At 61.8% G+C, this 18,070-nt stretch carries 14 protein-coding genes; 5 read left to right on the top strand and 9 right to left on the bottom strand.

Going from position 1 to position 18,070, the window contains the following annotated elements; genetic code table 11:
- Nucleotides 1-23 precede the first annotated feature (23 nt).
- From ACN19L_RS13670 to ACN19L_RS13660, 3 genes are all read right to left on the bottom strand, one after another.
- Complete coding sequence (locus ACN19L_RS13670; RefSeq protein WP_426490056.1) at nucleotides 24-1,490, bottom strand: SGNH/GDSL hydrolase family protein; 1,467 nt, start codon at nucleotides 1,488-1,490, stop codon at nucleotides 24-26.
- Nucleotides 1,491-1,510: 20 nt separating this feature from the next.
- Nucleotides 1,511-2,770: an OmpP1/FadL family transporter gene (locus ACN19L_RS13665; protein WP_426490055.1), complete on the bottom strand. Its 1,260-nt coding sequence runs from the start codon at nucleotides 2,768-2,770 to the stop codon at nucleotides 1,511-1,513.
- Between the two features lie 172 nt (nucleotides 2,771-2,942).
- Nucleotides 2,943-3,764, bottom strand: a complete 822-nt coding sequence (locus tag ACN19L_RS13660; RefSeq protein WP_426490054.1) for a cyanophycinase — start codon at nucleotides 3,762-3,764, stop codon at nucleotides 2,943-2,945.
- Between the two features lie 248 nt (nucleotides 3,765-4,012).
- Here ACN19L_RS13660 and mgtE point away from each other — a divergent pair, with 248 nt between their 5' ends.
- Nucleotides 4,013-5,395: a magnesium transporter gene (gene mgtE / locus ACN19L_RS13655; protein WP_426490053.1), complete on the top strand. Its 1,383-nt coding sequence runs from the start codon at nucleotides 4,013-4,015 to the stop codon at nucleotides 5,393-5,395.
- A 60-nt stretch (nucleotides 5,396-5,455) separates the two neighbouring features.
- Nucleotides 5,456-6,154 carry a hypothetical protein gene (locus ACN19L_RS13650; protein WP_426490052.1) on the top strand — a complete coding sequence of 233 codons (699 nt, stop codon included), beginning with the start codon at nucleotides 5,456-5,458 and terminating at the stop codon, nucleotides 6,152-6,154.
- A gap of 70 nt (nucleotides 6,155-6,224) precedes the next feature.
- Here ACN19L_RS13650 and arfB read toward each other — a convergent pair whose 3' ends face one another.
- Both arfB and ACN19L_RS13640 read right to left on the bottom strand, forming a co-directional pair.
- Complete coding sequence (arfB, locus tag ACN19L_RS13645; protein ID WP_426490051.1) at nucleotides 6,225-6,632, bottom strand: alternative ribosome rescue aminoacyl-tRNA hydrolase ArfB; 408 nt, start codon at nucleotides 6,630-6,632, stop codon at nucleotides 6,225-6,227.
- A gap of 161 nt (nucleotides 6,633-6,793) precedes the next feature.
- On the bottom strand, nucleotides 6,794-7,225 hold the full coding sequence (locus ACN19L_RS13640; RefSeq protein WP_426490050.1) for a hypothetical protein: 432 nt from the start codon (nucleotides 7,223-7,225) through the stop codon (nucleotides 6,794-6,796).
- A 94-nt stretch (nucleotides 7,226-7,319) separates the two neighbouring features.
- Between ACN19L_RS13640 and ACN19L_RS13635 the strand changes: the two genes are divergently transcribed.
- Nucleotides 7,320-9,377 (top strand): M13 family metallopeptidase, encoded by a 2,058-nt coding sequence (locus ACN19L_RS13635; protein ID WP_426490049.1) that lies wholly within the window; start codon nucleotides 7,320-7,322, stop codon nucleotides 9,375-9,377.
- A gap of 82 nt (nucleotides 9,378-9,459) precedes the next feature.
- Here ACN19L_RS13635 and ACN19L_RS13630 read toward each other — a convergent pair whose 3' ends face one another.
- Nucleotides 9,460-9,930, bottom strand: coding sequence for a nuclear transport factor 2 family protein (locus ACN19L_RS13630; protein WP_426490048.1), 471 nt, complete (start codon nucleotides 9,928-9,930; stop codon nucleotides 9,460-9,462).
- A 307-nt stretch (nucleotides 9,931-10,237) separates the two neighbouring features.
- On the opposite strand from ACN19L_RS13630, the gene ACN19L_RS13625 reads away from it, so the two are divergent.
- Nucleotides 10,238-10,945 carry a head GIN domain-containing protein gene (locus ACN19L_RS13625; protein WP_426490047.1) on the top strand — a complete coding sequence of 236 codons (708 nt, stop codon included), beginning with the start codon at nucleotides 10,238-10,240 and terminating at the stop codon, nucleotides 10,943-10,945.
- A gap of 85 nt (nucleotides 10,946-11,030) precedes the next feature.
- Here ACN19L_RS13625 and ACN19L_RS13620 read toward each other — a convergent pair whose 3' ends face one another.
- Both ACN19L_RS13620 and ACN19L_RS13615 read right to left on the bottom strand, forming a co-directional pair.
- On the bottom strand, nucleotides 11,031-13,853 hold the full coding sequence (locus ACN19L_RS13620; RefSeq protein ID WP_426490046.1) for a PA14 domain-containing protein: 2,823 nt from the start codon (nucleotides 13,851-13,853) through the stop codon (nucleotides 11,031-11,033).
- A 355-nt stretch (nucleotides 13,854-14,208) separates the two neighbouring features.
- Nucleotides 14,209-14,781 (bottom strand): hypothetical protein, encoded by a 573-nt coding sequence (locus ACN19L_RS13615; protein WP_426490045.1) that lies wholly within the window; start codon nucleotides 14,779-14,781, stop codon nucleotides 14,209-14,211.
- 158 nt (nucleotides 14,782-14,939) lie between these two features.
- On the opposite strand from ACN19L_RS13615, the gene ACN19L_RS13610 reads away from it, so the two are divergent.
- A complete protein-coding gene (locus ACN19L_RS13610; RefSeq protein ID WP_426490044.1) occupies nucleotides 14,940-15,887 on the top strand; it encodes a 3-oxoacyl-ACP synthase III family protein in 948 nt (315 codons plus the stop codon).
- A 72-nt stretch (nucleotides 15,888-15,959) separates the two neighbouring features.
- Here ACN19L_RS13610 and ACN19L_RS13605 read toward each other — a convergent pair whose 3' ends face one another.
- A complete protein-coding gene (locus ACN19L_RS13605; protein ID WP_426490043.1) occupies nucleotides 15,960-18,059 on the bottom strand; it encodes a matrixin family metalloprotease in 2,100 nt (699 codons plus the stop codon).
- Nucleotides 18,060-18,070: the final 11 nt, after the last annotated feature.

The raw sequence follows: 18,070 nt of genomic DNA, 5'->3' as shown, positions 1-18,070 counted from the left end.
CTCTTTCCATCTGTTGCCAGTGCTTAGGGCAGCAGCAGCGCGTTGTATTCCAGTGGGTTTACCTGCGGAACGGAGGCTCCGTAGGTAGCGTTGATTACCCGGATGAACTCGTTGGCAATAACGGCGTAGCCACGGGAAGTGGGGTGCACCCCATCCAGTGAGAACAGGTTGCCCCGGATAAAGCTAGCGTTGTTAGCCGTACCGTTGATGGCAATACCACCCAATGCTACCGTGCTGAAAAACGCGTTCATGTCAGCCAGACCTACATTGTACTGACGCGCTGTTTTAGCAATAATATTGTTCAGCTGCGTAGTCCGCGTCTGGATAGCCGAAATTTCGGCCGCATCCAGCACGAATTGGCTGGGCAGTGGGTTAGACTGCGTGGCCGAATAGCCGACCCCTACCGGCAGCGGGTTGCCGGGCGTAGTAGAGGCACTGCCAATAACGGCCGAAGCAGGCAGCACCAGCAGGTCGGTGGCAGTAGCCTCCCGCACCGCACCAGTACCGGTTGTGATATACAGGCTGGCGGCGGCGGCATTGGGCAGGTTAGGATTTGCCTTGATACCGGCAATGATGGTTGGCACGGCTACGGCCGTGAAATACGGCACGTTGGTTACGTTGGGAATATTGGCTACCACACCCTTCACCGTGCCCGCTTTGCTGATGGTACGCACAATGTTGCGGTAGCCACGGCCGAAGCTAGTAGTATCCGTCAGGTTGCTGAACGGGTTGGAGGCTACTGCCACGGCCCCGTTGGTGGCGTACGTCAGCACATCGTTGTTACCCAGCCAGCAGGTGAAGAACGTAGCGTTTTTACGGCTGATAAATGTGGTGTAGTCCGTAGTACCACGGTCGGCGGCGGGGAGCAGGCGCTGGTAGTAGTTGTTGAGCAGGCCGTAGCCCTGCGCCAGAGCAGCTACCTGCGATACGGCCGAGGCCGTACGGTCGGCGCTGAGAACCGAAATACCGGGTACCCCCAGGTTGTTGGGTTGCGTGGTGTTGAAGGGCGTCAGCTCCTGAGCACCCGTGGTAGGCGTGGGCAGCGGCAAGCGGTTACCCGTGTACGCCAGCTTGTAGTCAGCCGGGTTGTTCGTGAAAGTCTGAGGGGTAGTCTGGCCGGCCAGCGTGGCAGTGGTGCTCTGGCCGGGGGCCAGAATAATGGGTGAACCAGCCGTAGTAATGCCGTAAAACTTCAGGTAACCCGATCCATCGGCGCGCTCAGGCGCAAATGTCGGCGACACGAACTCGCCACCACCCACTTTGGCAAACTGCTGGGCCAGAATGGCGGGGTAGGACGTGGTAATGCCGAAATTAGCCAGGCCGCCGCTTTGGAAGCCAGCGGTTAAGGAATTTCCAATGGCTACGTAGCTGGTGAAGTCGGCGGAGCCTCGGTCGGCGCGGGGAGCATCCAGCTCAGGTTGGCAGGCGGCCAGGCCCAACCCCATCAGGGCTACTGCCGACCAGGTTTTCTTCGGGGAAAACATATTCATAGGAGTAGAAGCAGCAAAAATTAGAAGGTGTAGTTCAGGCCCACACCGGGCACCACCACCTGCGTTTTGTAAGTACCCGCCACGCGGTCCGTCGTGCCGTTGTTGAGCAGATCAGCCTGGGTTTCCGTCCGCTTCTTCAGGTTCACGAACTGCGTGCTCAAATCAACGCTGAAATGCTCGCCGAACTTGTAGGAAGCCCCCAGCGTGCCGGTAATCCGGTCAGCATCCGGCGTTTCCGGCGTAACGTAGCCGTCGCGCACCGGGGAGTTGTCGTAGGCACCACCGGCGCGCACGGTCAGGCCATCCGTAATCTGGTACTGGCCGCCCAGACGGAAGGTCAGAGCATCTTCGTAGAAGCGCTTGGAGGAGCTAACCGTCTGCCCGTTCACCGGAGCGTTGAACCGGAAGTCGAGCGTTCTGTAGGCGCTCCACTCCACAAAGTTCACGTCAAAGCCAATGGTCAGCTTCTCGTTCGGCATTACGCCAATCCCGATGGAGGTGGTAGCGGGCAGTGGAAGCGTGGCATCAAACTGCGTAGCCTGAAAATTGGGCGTAGCCGTATTCGAGAGGTTGGAGAAGCGCACGTCGCCGCCCTTCACCTGCGCGTCGATTTTGGAGCGGTAGTTAATGCCCACGCTCAATTTTTCCGAAGGCTTGAAGAAGATGCCCGCGTTGAAACCGAATTTGCGCTCGGCTTTGCCATCCAACTCAATGCTGGCGTAGTCGCCGTTGGCGTTCTGGGCCGGAATATCCCGCTTCAGGTTCACGGAGCCCAGCGCCAGATAGGTCAGGCCCGCGCCAATGCTCAGGTTGTCCGTAATGGCGTAGCTTACCGTGGGCTGCACGTAAATGGATTTCAGGTCGATTTCCGTGAGGGCGAAACGGCCTTCCCAACCGGGAGCGTACTCCAGCTTGTTGCCGAAGGGCGTGTACACGGCAATACCCACCCGGAACTTACCCTCCGTGGGGCCGAAACCCACAAATGCACTGAAGGGCGTGGTGGTATTGTTCTGCAACTCGCGCTGGGCACTGCCATTTTCCGCGCGGAAGGCCTGCCGGGCCAGCGTGGCACTGACGCCCAGTTGCACGCCGCGGTCCTTCACCATGGCCAGCGCACCGGGGTTGTAGAACATGGCTGCCTGGTCCAGCGACAAGCCTACGCCGACGCCGCCCATGCCGTTGTTCTTCTGGCCTGCCAGCGTTACCTGGTAGCCACCCGCTGAGGCTGCCGTAGCTGAAAGCAGCGCCCCTCCCGCGAGGAGTAGAGATTGTAGCTTCATATAAATGAAAAGGGTGAGTGAGATTTTGTGGGTTATTGCCCTAAATGTAGGGAAAAATGATGCTGTTTATTCGGCACGCCGAACAATTTTCCGCAAACGGCAGCAGCTGGTTGGTGAGTACTTGCTCAAAGCAAAAATCGGGCGAATATGGTAGAATTTTCGCTCTTCGGGGCTACTCTCCGGTAGGGGCCGGCACCTCCCGGGAGTGCAGGTCCAGGTGCTGTCCGGCCACCAGCAGGTGCACCCGGAAGTTTTGCCCACTCACCGGCTCCCCCCGCCCAATACGGCCCAGGTTGATGCCGCTGAGCTGGCGGCCGTCCACAACCATCACCACCCCGTCGCCGAACACTTCAGCGTGACGCCCCTGGCGGATAATGATGCCCGTCTCCTCAGCCAGCCCAATACCCAGGCACATCGGGTGGGCCAGCAGGGCGTGGGCCAGCCGTCCAAACCGCCCGCGCTCCACAAAGTGCTGATCAATGAGCAGGCGGGGCAGCAGGCCCAGGCCGGTGCTGGTGAGCATGCCGCCCTTACGCAGGGCCCGCCAGCCGTAGCCCTCCACCACCATCAGCTCGGGCATGACGGCAGCTCCGGCGGAGGTACCGGCAATAACGAAACCCGCCTCCTGCTGGTACCGCTCCAGCAACACCCGCAGAAACTCCGTACCGTGCAGAAAATCAGTGATGCGCTCCTGGTCGCCGCCACTGAAAAACACGAGGCCGGCTTTACGCAGGCGGCGCAGGGTATCGGGCGAGTCGGCGGGGTGGTGCTCACTGATGCGCAGGTGCCGGGCGCTGGTGCAGCCCAACTCCCGCAGGGCCCGCTCGTAGGCCCGGGCCGAGCGGGTATCGTCGCGGGAGGCCACCGTAATAATTTCCACCGGCACATCAGGCGTCGGCAGCAGGTCACAGAGCAGGGCCAGCAGAGCATCATCATCGCCCCCGCCAAGGGCAACCAACGTGCCGAGCGGCTCAACAGTAGAGGAATGGGGCATAGAAGAGCTGATTGGGTAGAAGCCAAATGTACGGGCGAGCCGCAATTCCGGAGCAGATCCGCCTATTTCGCGGCGGCGGGGGGGCTTTTGCGGCCGTACCGCTCTGTTTGCCGTACACGCCCTGAGTCCGCGCAGAAAGTTATGGACCGGGTACGGAATCCGGCCCCGAAAAGCCTACTTTTGCGCGCCGGTTTTAACCGCCCACCAATTCCTGTCTGCCTAGCGAAAAAACACCCCTCTTGTAGTTCATGAATCAGCACCCGACCACCGACCACATCACGTCCCTGATTCAGGAGGGCGAGTTTTTCAAACTCAAGGAGGCGCTCAAACTGTTTGAGCCGAACGAAGTAGTAGAGCTGCTGGAACAGGAAGACGAGCGGGAACAGCTGATTATTTTCCGGCTGCTGCCGTTGCGCCTGGCCACGGAAGTATTCGAGTACCTGGACCTCGATATTCAGAAACACTTTCTGGCGAATCTCTCCCAGGAAAAGATTTCAGACATCCTGAACGAAATGTCGCCCGATGACCGGACGGCACTGCTGGAATTTCTGCCCGATGACTTGGTGCGGGAACTGATTCAGACCCTCTCAGAGGCCGAGCGCAAGGTAACGCTGGAGTTGCTGGGCTACCCCGAGTACTCGGTGGGTCGCCTGATGACGCCCGACTACATTGCCATCCGCGAGAACTGGACCGTGCAGCAGGTGCTGGATTACATTCGGCGGCACGGCGGGCAATCGGAAACCCTGAGCGTGCTGTACGTGACCGACGAGCGGGGCGTACTCATCGACGATATCCGCATCCGGGAGTTTCTGCTGGCCGACCCGCAGAAGCGCGTGAGTGAGCTCATGGACCGCCGCTACGTGCAGCTGCGCACTATGCAGGACCAGGAGGAAGCCATTGAAGTGTTTCGCCGCAACGACCGGGTGGCCCTACCCGTGGTAAACGACGAGGGCGTGCTGTTCGGCATCGTGACGATTGACGACATTCTCAGCATTCGGGAAGAGGAAGACACCGAAGACATTCAGAAGCTGGGGGGCTCGGAGGCCCTGGATGAGCCCTACCTGACCATTGCCCTGCCCAAAATGATTCAGAAGCGCGCCGGCTGGCTGGTAATTCTGTTTCTGGGCGAGATGTTTACGGCTACGGCCATGGGCTTCTTTGAGGGGGAGATTGAGAAGGCAGTGGTGCTGGCCCTGTTTGTACCGCTGATTATCAGCTCCGGCGGCAACGCCGGCTCCCAGGCTACCTCGCTTATCATCCGGGCCATGAGCCTGGGCGAAATCACCATTGGCGAGTGGTGGCGCGTGATGCGCCGCGAAATTCTGTCGGGGCTGGCACTGGGCGGTATTCTGGGGCTGGTGGGTTTCCTGCGGATTCTGGTATGGCAACTATCGGGCTTGAAGGATTACGGGGCGCACTGGCCGCTGATTGGACTTACGGTGAGCTTCTCGCTGCTGGGTATTGTGCTGTGGGGCTCGTTGGCGGGCTCCATGCTGCCGCTGCTGCTCAAGAAGCTGGGTTTCGACCCGGCCACTTCCTCAGCGCCCTTCGTGGCTACGCTGGTGGACGTGACGGGGCTGGTTATCTATTTTTCCTTTGCCACCCTGTTCCTGAGCGGCACGCTGCTGTAGGCCGGGGCCCACGTATAGTCCGTGGTGCCCGGAGTGCCAGCCACCACAAAACAGAAACGTATGTTGCAGCGCCTGATAGTGAGCAGCGTGGCCGCACTGGGCCTAACCGGCTGCGCCCGGTTTGCCCAGCTCAACCAGTTGCCGGATGGATATTATACCGTACGGTCGGTCAGCAACGATACGCTGCGCCGGCAGCTAACCACGCCCCGCTACTACCTGCAGCAGCGCGCCGATACGCTGGCCTTCACGCCTCCGGCCACCACGGCAGCTATACCGCCCACGCTGCTTTACCGCCTGCGGGGCTCCGAGGAAGTGCGGCTGCTGCACCGCAGCTTTGACCTGGATATCTTCTCGATTCCGTTTAAGGCCCTGCCGCCCCGGCAAGGGTTTCCGGTGCAGCTGAATACCAACTTCAACGCGGCGCTGTACGTGGGTCGGCGGCTCGATTTTTTTCGGGTGCGCAACCGGCGGCTTACGCCCTTTCAGGCGCAGCCGTTCATTCGCAGCAATGGGTTTGGCTATGGTCTGTTCGGCGGGCTGGGCTCCAGCATCATCACTCCGGACCTTACCCGGCAACACGCCGTTACCGACTATGAGGGCTTCACCCTGCACGGCGGGGCCGCTGCCATCTACGATGCCCGCCTGCTCAATATCGGCCTGGCCGTAGGTGTTGACCACCTGCTGGGCTCCGACGGTTCTTACTGGACCTATCAGAACCGACCCTGGGTAGGTGTGCTGTTCGGCCTCGATTTAAATTAGTAGCTAGCGCGTGGTGCTTGGGTTGTTCTTGTATTCCCGGCCCTAGGCACTAGGCACTAACTCCTAAGCACTAATAATCTACCCGGCCACGGTTGGCTTTTTTGTCGCCGTGCTTCTTCTTGGATTCCAGACGCTGGCGCACGGCCCCTTTGCTGGGTTTGGTGGCCCGGCGGGCTTTGGGCTTGTGCAGGGCTTGGCGGAGCAGCTCGTGGAATTTGCGCAGGGCGGTTTCCTTGTTGCGCAGCTGGCTCCGGTCTTCCTGGGCCACTACCAGCAGCTCACCCTCAGAGGTGAGCTTGGAGGCCAGCTTCTGTTGCAGCGTCTGCTTCTGCTCTTCCGTCAGCAGCTGAGACTCGAAAAGGCGAAAGCGCAGCTCCACGCGGCTTTCCACTTTGTTCACGTTCTGGCCGCCCGGCCCGCTGCTGCGGCTGGTCTGAAACTGGAGTTCGGGCAGGAAGGCGTCGGCGGTGGGGAGCATGGGCTTTTACAATGTGGACAAATGTGGTGAATGTGGAGGGACTGTGCTGAATACGCAGAAGTGAACCGAGTGAAGAAACGGCGCAGGCAGTAAAGAGGAAGAGCCAAGTAGTAAGAGCACCATGTTCACCTTAATCTTCCCCCCCATTCTGCACAGTTACTTCACATTACTTTCCACAGCAGCCAGCCCAGCAAGCCGGTGCGGGCCGTCCAGGCCAGGGTGCGGGGCCAGTTGGTGCGCACCAGCCCGTCGATGGCCACGTAGTCGTAGCCCTGGCCGAGACGGTTGTGGAAGGGCACGGTGATGAAAAATGTGCTGGCCCACACCAGCAGCACCAGTGCCAGCTGCCACCAGCGGGCCGCGCCCAGCTCCGGAGCCAGCCAGGCCAGCCACGCCGCGAGTCCCAGCTCCAGCACCATCGGGGCCATTACCACCCAGCTGATGCGGGTGGAATGCTGCCGGTGAAACGCCGGGAATTTTTCGGGAGCCACCTGCGCAAAACCGGGGTAATGCACCAGCTGTACCGTCCAGATAAGGCCGGTGAGGTAGGCGGCCAGAGCAAAGTTAAGCAGGAGCAGGTGGGGGAGCGTCATGAGCAAGCAACGGCCGGAAAAATAGCCGTGTCCTTGCCGCTACGCGAAACAACCCATTCGCGCTACATTCGTCTTCCCTTATCCGCATTTTTCCATGACCCTCTCCCCTACTCTGCGGCCCTGGCTGCTGGCGGCCCCGCTGCTGGGCCTCGTGTTTACGGCCTGCCAGCCCGGCGGCAACTCTGCCGCCACCGGCCCCGACCTTATCCAGGCCAACTTGGATACCACCGTGCGCCCCGGCGACGACTTCTACCAGTACGCCAACGGTACGTGGTTCAAGAAGCACCCCATTCCGGCTTCCGAAAGCAACTGGGGCATTGGCAAAGAAGTGCAGAACGAGGTGTACGCCCGCCTGCGCAAGCTGAATGAGGACGCCGCCAAAGCCAGCGCCGCCGCCGGCTCGGTGCAGCAGAAAATCGGCGACTTCTGGGCCACGGGCATGGACAGCGTGACCATCAACAAGCAGGGCGTAGCGCCGCTGAAAGCCGAGCTGGACCGGCTGCAGGCCATGGCGTCGGTGGCGGATGTGCAGGCCGCCATTGCCCGCCTGCAGCCCCTGGGCGTGAATGCGCTGGTGGGCTACTACGTAGGTCAGGATGCCAAAAACAGCGACAAGATGGCCCTGCAGCTGTGGCAGGCCGGCCTGGGCCTGCCCAACCGCGACTACTACTTCAACAAGGATGCCCGCACCAAGAACATCCGTCAGGAGTACGATAAGCACCTGGTGAAGATGTTCGGGCTGCTGGGTCAGGATGCGGCTACGGCCCAGGCCAGCGCCCAGCGCGTAGTGCAGCTGGAAACCAAGCTGGCCGCTGCCTCGCGCAAGCTGGAAGCCCTGCGCGACCCGTACGCCAACTACAACAAGATGGCCGTGGCGGGCCTGGACAAGCTCACGCCCGGCATCAGCTGGAAGCCCTGGCTGGCCCAGATGCAGCTCAGCAACGTGGACACGGTGATTGTGGGCCAGCCCGAGTTTTACCAGGAAGCCGGCCGCCTGCTCACTTCCGCCCCCTTGGCCGACTGGAAGGCCTACCTGCAGTGGCAGCTGGTGCACGCCTACGCCGGCACGCTCAGCCAGGACTTCGACAACGAAAACTTCCGCTTCTACGGCACCGTGCTGCAGGGTGCCAAGGAGCAGCGCCCCCGCTGGAAACGGGTACTCGACGCCGAGGAAAACGCCATGGGCGAGGCCCTGGGCCAGCTGTTCGTGCAGGAATACTTCACGCCCGAAACCAAGAAACGCTACGAAGACCTGACCGAAAACGTGGTGGCTTCGTTCCGGGAGCACATCAACGCCTTGGACTGGATGAGCGACTCCACCAAGCAGAAGGCCCTGGTGAAGCTGGGCAAAATCACCCGCAAGGTGGGCTACCCCGATAAGTGGAAGGACTACTCCTCGCTGCAAGTGGACCGGAGCTCCTACGCCCAGAACGTGATGCACGCCAACGAGTGGCAGTACCGCTACAACCTCAACAAGCTGGGCAAGCCCGTTGACCGCACCGAGTGGAGCATGACGCCCCAGACGTACAACGCCTACTACAACCCCTCGAACAACGAAATTGTACTGCCCGCGGCCATTTTCGCCATTCCGGGGCTGGTAGATGCCAACGCCGACGACGCCATCATCTACGGCTACGCCGGGGCCAGCACCATCGGCCACGAGCTCACCCACGGCTTCGACGACGAGGGCAGTCAGTTTGATGATAAAGGCAACCTGCGCAACTGGTGGACCAAGCAGGACCGCCAGCAATTCCAGCAGCGCGTAAACGGCATCGTGCGCCAGTTCAACGGCTACACCGTGCTGGACTCTCTGCACATCAACGGCAAGGCCACAGCCGGCGAAAACATTGCCGACCTGGGCGGTATCGTTATTGCCCTGGATGCCTTCAAGAAAACCGACCAGTACAAGAAGGGTGAGAAGATTGGCGGCCTCACACCGCTGCAGCGCTACTTCCTGGGCTATGCCCTGGGTTGGCAGGTGCACCAGCGCGACGAGCGGCTGGCTCAGGCTATCCTCACTGATGTGCATTCCCCCGCCCAGTTCCGCATCAACGGCCCCTTCGCCGACGTGCCTGATTTCTACGAGGCCTTCCATGTGAAGCCTGGCCAGAAGCTCTATCTGCCCGATTCGGCGCGGGTGAAAATCTGGTAGTATTTCGCTGCGACCAGCAAACGACAACGGCTTCCTGCTCAGTGCAGGAAGCCGTTGTCGTTTGGTGCTGAGGCTAGAATGGCTAGTGTTTGGGACGGGCCATGAACTGCGCCAGCCCTTCGCGGGCGGTTTGGCGCACTTTGTTTTGTAGAAAACCCGACCAGCCCAGCAGCCAGCCCATTGGTCCCAACGCCTGCCTCGACCAGCGCCAGAAGCTGAACTCGTCGTGGTGGGTGCGGATGAGGCCATCCTGAAACGTGAAGCGGGCCTGCACATGGTTGTGCACCTTGCGGCGGGTTTTGCTGAAGGTATAGCGGGCATCCCAGGTGGCGCGGCCACTCTGCTCGTCGGCCCACACGTCGTTGTAGGCCAGGCGCAGGTCGCCGCCCCGCTCGCAGAGCATGCGCCACATCTGCCCTATTTCGGCGCCTTTCAGCTGAAATGCCGCGTCCTCAAACGTAGCCTCGGGATGGTAGCACGCGGCCATGGCAGCATGGTCGCGGCGCTGGAAGGCCTGGTAAAAACGGTTGAGCAGGGCTTGGTGCGGGTGCATGGGAAGAATGCCCCGAGAAGATGAGGCCGCTAAAGCTACCCAAAAAGCTCTAGCTGGGCGGGTATTTTTCTTCGCTGGGTGCCCGGACACAGTGGGGGCTTCGGCTGAGAAAACACGCGTGAACAGGGTCCGGACTCATCCGCTTCGTCCGGACGTGGCTCTTTCGTGGAATATGAGCTGTTGGTCCGGGTCACTGCCTGCATTCGTGGCTACCAGGCTGCCCACTCTTTTCCAGCCAGGCAGGCAACGGTTTGGCCAGGGTGTTCATCTATATTTCCGGATGTTCCACTTTAACTTGTTGTATCCTATGAAAACGCTCCGCTTGCTGCTGCCCGCCGTACTGCTGGCACTGGTCGTACTATCGGCGTTCCGCCCCGCCGATTCGCGCGAAGTTCGCTCCGTTAGCCCCTTCACGGCCGTGAGCCTGGGCGGCTCCATGAAGGTAATCCTGCAGCAGGGCAGCCCGCAGAAAGTGGAAGTGCAGGGCGCGGCCGAGGACCTGGCCCACCTGGAAACCGTGGTGAGCAACGGGAAACTGCGCATCAACGCCAGAAAGGAAAGCGGCATGAGCTGGTACAACTTCAAGGGTCCGGTAACGGTGTACGTAACCGTACCCACCATCAACGCCCTAGCAGTGAGCGGTTCGGGCAGCATCAAAGCGGCTGACGGCATCAAGGCCGGTAAGCTGGACCTGGCCGTGAGCGGCTCCGGCACTATTCAGCTGACCAGCATTACCGCCACCAGAATCAGCTCGTCGTTGTCGGGTTCCGGTACTATTCAGGCGGCCGGCGTAGCCCCCGAGCAGGATATCAGCGTGAGCGGCTCGGGCGGAATTCAGGCCCCGAAGCTGCAAAGCAAAACCTGCAGCATCAGCATCAGCGGCTCCGGCAACTGCCGGGTACAGGCCACGCAGCTGCTGGAAGCCAGCATTGTCGGTTCCGGCGACGTGTACGTAACCGGCAATCCGCAGGTAAAAAGCTCGGTAGTGGGCAGTGGCCGCGTGCACCGCGAATAGCCCCCCCGGCGCGTAACTAAAAGCCGCCCCCGCTCCTACAGCCGTAGGAGCGGGGGCGGCTTTTAGTTACGCGCTGGGGGCAAATCTACTCGTGTACCAGCCGCTGCGTGAGTACGCCCCCGGCCGAGGTAATGCGGCACAGATACACGCCCAGCGGCAGCGTGGTCAGGTTTAGCCGGGCCTCCTGCACAGCGGTAGCAGCCAGCTGCTGGCGCAGCACCACCGCCCCGCGCACATCCAGCAGCTCCAGCGTGGCCGGGCCGGCTTCGGGGCGCTCCAGCCGCACCGTTACCGCATCGTGACTGGGGTTGGGGGCCAGCGTAGCCCGGGCAGCAACGGCTGCTTTGTACACCACCTGCACTACCGAAGAAAAGCTGGTGGCACCATCCGTATCTACTTGCCGCAGGCGGTAGTAGCTGATACCTGGCAGCGGGGCCGTGTCCACGTAGGCGTACTGCTGCTGCCGCTGGGTGGTACCGGCGGCGGCTAGTTTGCCCACCGCCTCAAATACCTGTCCGTTGGCGGAGCGCTCCAGTACGAAGTAGGCACTGTTCAGCTCCTGGGCTGTTTCCCAGCTGGCCCGTACGCTTGCCCCCTGCACTACGGCTCCAAACCGCGTGAGCGTAACCGGTAGCGGAGCGTTGGACTCCGTGGAGCAGAGGCCGCTGGCGGGCACCAGCTGCCGGGATATGCCGGCATCGGTGCTGGCATATTCCAGCCGTAGCTCGCCGGCCCCCAGGTAGTCGCCGTACAGCACCAGCAGATCATGCAACCCCGCCGCCAGCTGCACAGTAGCCGTTACAGTAGTTACCGGATGAATTCCCCCGTTCTGGATGGTGGCCGATGCCAGCGTGGGCGTGGTGGCCAGCGCCGCGTTATCCAGCCAGAGGTAGGCCGCATCATCGGCCGTGAGAAAGAGGGTGTAGGTACCCGCCGTGGCAATATTGATTCGGCCCCGGAACCGGGCACTGAACTCATCGGGCTCCTGGGTGGAGCCGCTGGCCGCTCCGCTCAGATTACCCCAGCTCTCGGCACTGGAAAAATCAAGCGTCTGCACGTTACGGTCCTGAGCGGGGGCAGTGGCCGTGAAAAACGCGGGGTCGTCGCTGAAATAGCCCGGAAAAAACTCAGCGTACAGCCCCGAGGAAGCCACCGCTCCGCCCCCATCCAGGCCGGAACAGCCAGCCGGGGCGCGGGCAACTACCTGCACCATCAGAGCATCCTCAAACACTTTGCTGCCCCCGGCGTTGCGGGCCGCCACGTCCAGCATGTAGCTGTTTTCGGGCACTGTGCTGCTCACGGCTACCTGCCCGGTGGCCGCATCGATGGTAATACCAGCCGGTAGCGCGGCGGCATTCACCAGCGTGTAATTTGTAACGGGCGAGGCACTGCTGACGGCCGGCGTGGCCGAAGACGCCGCCGTATTAACTACCACCCGCACAGTACCGGGCGAGTACGACAGGGCCGTAGCCAGTGGCAGGGCCGGCTGTACGGAGCCGCAGAATAACGCACTGGGCACCACCTGCCGGGCAATGCCCAGTTCCGAGCTTTCGTATTCCAGCCGGAGCGCGTTGCCCAGTTGGTCGTCGCCGTAGAGGAGCAGCAAGTTGTGCAGCCCGGCATTGAGCGTTACGGTTACGGCTACCGTGGTGGCAGGGTGCAGGCCCCCGTTGTTAATGGTTGCCTCAGCCAGTTTGGCCGGCGAGGCCAGGGCCGGGTTATCCAGCCAGAGGTAGGCCGCGTCGTCGGCGGTGAGATAGAAAGTGTAGCGGCCGGCCGTAGCAATGCTCAGGCTTCCGCGCAGCCGCAGGCTGAAGCCATCGGGGTTTTGCACCGTGCCGCCCGCCACCCCCAGCAAGTTGCCGAAGCTCGCCTCGGTGGCAAAATCTACCACGGGCTCGGTGCGGGTCAGCCCCGGCGAGGTAGTGGTGAAGAAAGCCGGGTCGTCACCGAAATATCCCGGAAAGTACTCCGCGTAGAGCCCGGCTGAGGCTGGCTCCCCCCCGGCATCGGTTCCGCCGCAGCCGGGGGGCAGCGGGGCCGTTACCTGAAACCGGAAAACGTTGCGGAAGGCGCTGGTACCATTGGCATTGCTCACAGCCACATCCACATCGTAGGTACCCTGCGGCACGGTAGCGTCGGCCGTCAGCACACCGGTTGCGGCGTCGATGCGGATGCCCGCCGGCAGGCTACCCGCCGTGTTATCTAGGGCAAAGCCGGTAACGGGAGTTCCGCCATCATCCACCACCGGTACCCCCGAGCTACGGGTACCGCCCGTGGGCAGGGCTCTGGAAACGGGACTGTAGGTAATACTTCGGGGTGCGGGCGGCTGCGGGATAACCGCCGTGCACAGGGCACTACCGGGTACGGGCTGCCGGGCAATACCCGGCCCTTCGTATTCCCAAACCAGCGCATTTTCGCAGCAGTCGTCCCCGTACAGAATCAGTACGTTGTGCCGGCCGGCTGCCAGCGTAAGCGTTACGGAGCGGGTAAGGGCCACGTGGCGCCCCCCGTTATCAATGGCGGCAGCGCCTAGCTGTGGGGGCGTGGCCAAGGCACTGTTATCCAGCCAGAGGTAAGCGGCATCATCGGCCGTGAGGTAGAAGGTGTAGCTACCCGCCACGGCAATGTTCAGGCTCCCGCGCAGCCGTAGGCTGAACTGATCGGGGTTCTGGGCCGTGCCATCGGCAAGCGGCAGCAGGTTACCGAAGCTGGCAGCAGTGGTAAAATTTACTGTGGCCTCCGTCCGCACCAGCCCGGCCGGGTGGCTGTTATCGGCAAAGAAGCCCGGGTCATCGTCAAAGTAGCCGCGGTAGTATTCCGCGTACAGGCCATTGGCGGCGGGTTGCCCGCCCGGGTCGGAGCCATTGCATGCCGGAGCCTGGGCCAGCACAGAGAGGCTGAACATGTGTGCTACCACTAGCATCCCAAGCACCCAGCACATATTCAGTGAAGAGACTGTTTTTTTCATCTTAGGATGATTTAATATAATAAAGACAATACCATTCCCTTATTAAAGGTATTAAAGTTTTCAATATTTGCAAGTTTTTTATTTTTATTTGTATTAAATAAACAAGACTGATTTCACTATTTCATTTTCTTTGCAAGAATTATCTACCCCGGGCGTACTACCGGGCTAGTTGGCCACCTCAGCATAGGCATACTTTATCCTGTGAGTACAGCTACGCCAAAGCCCCACGAAAGGGGCCGTACAGGCGCGCCGTTCGTGGGGCTTTGCGGGGTAGTTGGGTGGGCGAATAGGGTTAGAAATCAAACAGCCCCTTCCGGCTGCCACCCGGTGATTTTGTCTTGGATTTGTGCTTCTTTTTATCCCCCCCAAACAGGCCGTCAAACAGGCCGGATTTATCCTTGATGAGCACGTAGCGCACGGAGAGGGCCGCCGGAAACCGGGCCCAGTCGGCGGAGTTAATTTCAATGGTCGGCTTGAAATCGAAGCTGAGCACCAGCGGCACAAAAGCCACCTTGTACTCCACACCAGCCAGGGCATCGAAGCCGCCGAACCCGCCCGTATCCTTGTTTCTTCCCAGGTGCCCGCCGGCCCCAAAGTAGTAGTTCAGGCTGGGACCCAGGATGCCAAAGTGACGCTCGGCCAGTACCGTGGCACTTACCTCCCGGCTGGAAACCAGCCCCAGCCCTTCCAGCGTGGTTTTTTCGAATACCTTCTGCTGCACGGTAAGCCCGAAATTGTTTTTGCCCAGCCGCAGTCCGGCAGCCGTCCGGTATTTCTGGGCCTGGGCCGGCAGGGCCAGTCTGCCGGCCCCACCCAAAAGCAGCAGCAGCAGAGCCCCGGCCCGCCGCATATCCTGAAACGTCATAATCTTGTTAGTTGCCCGCTGAACCCGGTTGCGGGTACTGTGTTGAACGAATTGCGGGGGCTCAAAGTACGCTCCCCGGCCGATATAGCCGGCATCTTGCTGCAAAGGCCGTACCTTCCCGCTCAATTTCTGCTCCTGCTTTACTCTTTTCCGGCACCGTGTACATTCATCACGTGGCGGCATATCTGCCCGCCCATAGCATCACCAACGAGCACTTTACCCGCCTGAACGGGCTTTCGCACGAGTGGATCATTGAACGCACCGGCATTCGGGCCCGCCGCAAGGCCGGCCCCGGTGAAAACACCAATACCATGGCCCTGGAAGCCACCCGCCGGGCACTGGCCGAGGCTCCGGCTTTCCCGGCAGCCAACATCGACCTGATTGTAGGCGGCACCTACACCCCGCACGACACCATCTATACCGTGGCCCACGCCGTACAGCGGGAGCTGAACGTGTCGGACATTCCGGTGGTGAGTATTTCCTCGGCTTGCTCCTCGCTGCTGAACGCGGTGGAAATTGTGGAGGGCTACTTTGCTTTGGGCAAGGCCCGGCGGGCTCTGGTGGTAGTAAGTGAGCACAACACCGCCTATAACAACGAACTGGACACTGTGGCCGGCCATCTCTGGGGCGACGGCGCGGCGGTACTGCTGCTGTCGAAAGACCGGATTGCAGACCAGGACCTGCGGGTGCAGGCCATCCGCACGGGCGGGGCCGGCAACGTGGGCAAGGCCGACCAATCGGTAACGCTGAAGCCGGTGGAGCGGGGCATTGTGATGCCCTTCGGCAAGGACGTATTCATGCACGCCTGCACCTACATGACGCGCGTCACCCAGCAGATTCTGGAGCAGAACGGCCTCGGGGTGGAGGACGTCACGTACCTGATTCCGCACCAGGCCAACCTGCGCATCACCAAAAACGTGCTGCAGCAGCTGGGCTTGCCCGAGGAGCGGGGCATTTCCAATATTGAGGATCTGGGCAACACGGGCTGCGCTGGTGCCGCCATTGCCCTGGCCGACATTCGGGAGCAACTGCAGCCCGGCAACCACGTGGTGGTAACGGTTTTTGGCGGGGGCTACTCCTACGGAGCCATGCTACTGCAGCGGTAGGCAGTTGTTCACCGCACGGCGGAGCCCGCGCTGTTTCCCGGAGAACCGGCGAAACAGCGCGGGCTCCGCCGTTTATTCCAGCACGATAAACGGTGTGGTACCGTCCCGGCCGGCACTGTCGGTCCAACGGAGCAGGTAGTAGCCGGGGCGCAGGGAAGGCGGCAGCACCTGCAGCGTGTTCAGGCCGGGCAGATAGCGCAGCGGGGAGCCGCCCAGGTAGCGGCCCACGGCATCGTAGAACCGCACGGTCAGTGTACCAGCCGTAGTGCCGCCCACGTATTGCAGCCCAAACGGCTCCCCGTTACGGATAGGGTTCGGATAGAGGCGGAGCGAGTTGGCCGCTGAAGCGTCATCAGTAACCCCGATGGGCACCGTTACGTCCGAGGAACCGTCGGGTCGGCGCAGGCGCAGGCGGTAATAGCTCATACCGGGCAAAGGCTGGGCATCGGTGGCCCGGTACTGGTTGCCGGTTGCGCCGGCCGCTACTGTGGCTACTGTTTGCCAGCCGGCCGTGGTGTCGGAGGGGGCGCGCTCCACGGTAAAACTGCTCAGGTAACACTCGTCGCGGGTGGTCCACTGCACCGTGGCCCCGGAGCCGGCGGCCAGCGTGGCACTCTGGCCCGTGAGCGGCGCCGGCAGCATGGGCGCCTGCCCGCACGCCCCGGCCCGGAAGCTTTGGGTGCGCAGCACGTACCGTCCCCCGGCAATGTCACTGCTGGCCGCCAGCGCACGGCTGCGCTGCCCCCGGGCAATGGCGTAGTGCATTACGGCAGAGGGCAGAATCAGGTGGGAAAGCTGCTGGGCGTGCCCCAACTCGTGCACCGCCACCGTTTCAAAATCAACTTGCCCTACCGAGGGCGAGGCCGGCCCGAACTGCCAGGCAGCATTATCATCGAACTGAGTATCGATTTCCTGCACGTAGAAATACACCGTTCCATTGGGGCGGTAGCAACCCCGGTAGTAGCTGGTGGTGCGGCCCAGCACGCCGGTTGGCAGTTGCCCGGTGCCATCAAACCCCACCGAGTTTTCCCCATCTTCGCTCACCCCCGATTTGGTACGCGTGGCCCCCACCGTCCAGTTTACGCCGGTCTGGCAGCGCCAGGTAACCAGGGCCCGCTGCCAGGCAGCCGTAGCGGCGGTATTAGCCGCAAAGTCCGGGTCGAAGCGGAAGGTCATGCCCCCGGCCTCGTCGGCGTTGCGGTGGGCGGGCACGACGCGTTGGCCGGAATTGGTATCGAGCACGTTGGTCGCCGCGTACACCACCGTTACGATGCCGGGGCTGAGGGCCGGTACCTGATCGGCAGAGGTGACGCGCACGGGGCCGGTACCGGCCGGGTTGCGGCTGGCACTCAGCGACGGTACCCGCACCAGAATGCGGGTATCCGTCCAGCTCACGTAGTCATCATCGTTGACTTTGGTATAGGTTGCGCCCCCGTCGTCGGCATTGCGAAACTCCACGCTGCCGCTGCCCCGCGTTGCGCCAAAGCCCGTACCGTTGATGGTCAGCACGGTGCTGGTGCCCGCTGTCAGGCTAACCGGGGCCAGGGTGGTGATGACGGGTGCGGTGCCTTTAGCCGCTACTGGCTGCTGCACGCGTTGGAGGGCAGCCCGCAACGCCACGTTAGGCTGCACGTTGCGGGGGGCGGCTCCTGCCACGGCGGTGTAGAAACCGGCATCTGTGAGCGGGTACTGCCGGAAGGGCTCGGCGGCGGTGGCATCGGAGAGATTGTACCGAATAAAGCCCTGCTCACTGCCGTAGGCCTGCCAGCCACTACCGGCCGGCACGCCCGCAAACGCCCCCGGCTCCAGAAAAAACAGCCCCTGCTCGCCGGGAGTCAGCGTGAGGGTGTTGGTGAGCGTCTGCCGCTCCAGGCCCAGCGTACCGCCTTCCGTAGTGATTGTTAGCGTGGGTTGCACGGCTCCTTTCAGCTGCCGAAACACCCGGAGCTGGTGGCGGGTGAAGATACGGCCATTGGTACCCCGGAAGCTCACGGCATCCACCACCTCGGCCTCCACAATCAGCCCCGACTGCTGGATGCGGGCCTGCGCATCCAAAGGCAGCAGCAGGCAATGGGTTTCGGGGGCATCGGGGAGCACTTGGGCTTGCGTGGGCAGCGTGGCCAGCCAACCGCCCACCAGCGCGGGCAACCAGTACGTAAATTTCAACTGCATAAGGAAGATGA

Source organism: Hymenobacter sp. 102, assembly GCF_049949205.1.
Taxonomy (GTDB): Bacteria; Bacteroidota; Bacteroidia; order Cytophagales; family Hymenobacteraceae; genus Hymenobacter.
This window is presented reverse-complemented; position numbering and strand designations above follow the sequence as displayed.